The following is a 1,489-nucleotide window of genomic DNA, read 5'->3' on the forward strand; positions in this document are numbered from 1 at the left end:
GTCATTGAGATCGAGCCGAATCGCGTCACCCAGTTCAAAACCGAAGAAACCGATGGCTACCGTGCAGTGCAAGTCACTGTCGGCGAGCGTCGTGCTTCGCGTGTGACTGCTGCTCAAGCGGGTCACTTCGCTAAAGCGAACGTTGCCGCTGGTCGCGGTGTTTGGGAGTTCCGCCTTGAAGAAGGCGATTTCCAGGCTGGCGATCTGATCAAAGCTGAACTCTTCACTGCAGGCCAGCTGGTAGACGTAACCGGTCAGTCCAAGGGTAAAGGCTTCGCCGGTACCATCAAGCGCTGGAATTTCCGTGGCCAAGATAACACCCACGGTAACTCCGTATCGCACCGTGTTCCGGGTTCCATCGGCCAGTGCCAGACTCCTGGTCGTGTGTTCAAGGGCAAGAAAATGTCCGGTCACATGGGCGCCGAGCGCGTTACTGTGCAGTCCCTGGAAGTAGTTCGCGTAGACGCTGAACGCAACCTGCTGCTGATCAAGGGTGCCGTTCCTGGCGCTACTGGCGGCGACGTGGTTGTACGTCCAGCTGTCAAGGCTCGCGGTTAAGGGGAAACTGACATGCAACTTAATGTAAATGACGCTCAGGCGATCGAAGTTTCCGAACTGACTTTCGGTGGCGAATTCAACGAGACGCTGGTACACCAAGCAGTCGTGGCCTACATGGCCGGCGGCCGTCAGGGCACCAAGCAGCAGAAGACCCGTTCCGACGTAGCTGGTGGCGGTAAGCGCCCATGGCGTCAGAAGGGTACTGGCCGCGCTCGTGCTGGTACTACTCGTGGTCCAATCTGGCGTGGCGGTGGTGTTACCTTCGCAGCTCGTCCTCAGGATCACTCGCAGAAGCTCAACAAGAAGATGTACCGCGCAGCAATGCGTTCCATCCTCGCTGAGCTGGTGCGTAGCGACCGTCTGGTCGTGGTTCAGGACTTCGCTGTCGAAGCTCCAAAAACCAAAGACCTGCTGAACAAGCTGAACGGCATGGGTCTGAGCGACGTACTGATCGTTTCGGACGCTGTTGATCAGAACCTGTACCTGGCTGCACGTAACCTGCCGCACGTCGACGTACGTGACGTTCAAGGTTCCGATCCGGTCAGTCTGATCGCATACGAGAAAGTGTTGATCACTGTCTCGGCCGTGAAGAAATTCGAGGAGCTGCTGGGATGAACCAGGAACGCGTATTTAAAGTCCTCCTTGGCCCGCACGTTTCCGAGAAGGCTACCGTTCTGGCTGAGAAGAAAGGCCAGTTCGTATTCAAGGTTGCTACTGACGCAACCAAGCTGGAAATCAAGAAAGCTGTCGAAGGCCTGTTCGGCGTAAAAGTCGAAAACGTGTCGACTGTTAACGTTCTGGGTAAAACCAAGCGTACCGCACGTGGTCTGGGCAAGCGCAATGACTGGAAGAAGGCGATCGTCTCCCTTCAGCCAGGCCAAGATCTCGATTTCAGCAGCAGTGCTGAGTAAGGAAGGGGTGCATCATGGCA

Annotated in this window: 3 protein-coding genes; all 3 read left to right on the top strand. The window is 56.3% G+C overall.

What is annotated here, in order from left to right; all coding sequences use genetic code 11:
• Positions 1-558, top strand: a 558-nt coding sequence (gene rplC, locus ACI2JX_RS25005) for a 50S ribosomal protein L3 (RefSeq protein ID WP_404691217.1), incomplete at its 5' end; no start/stop codon positions are given.
• 12 nt (positions 559-570) lie between these two features.
• Positions 571-1,173, top strand: a complete 603-nt coding sequence (gene rplD, locus ACI2JX_RS25010; protein ID WP_186557312.1) for a 50S ribosomal protein L4 — start codon at positions 571-573, stop codon at positions 1,171-1,173.
• Entirely contained in the window at positions 1,170-1,469 is a 300-nt protein-coding gene (gene rplW / locus ACI2JX_RS25015) for a 50S ribosomal protein L23 (RefSeq protein WP_010220306.1), read from the top strand. The genes rplD and rplW overlap by 4 nt, the downstream gene beginning before the upstream one ends.
• The last annotated feature ends 20 nt before the right edge of the window (positions 1,470-1,489 follow it).

The sequence above is a fragment of the Pseudomonas sp. NPDC088890 genome (assembly GCF_044900155.1).
Lineage (GTDB): Bacteria > Pseudomonadota > Gammaproteobacteria > Pseudomonadales > Pseudomonadaceae > Aquipseudomonas > Aquipseudomonas urmiensis.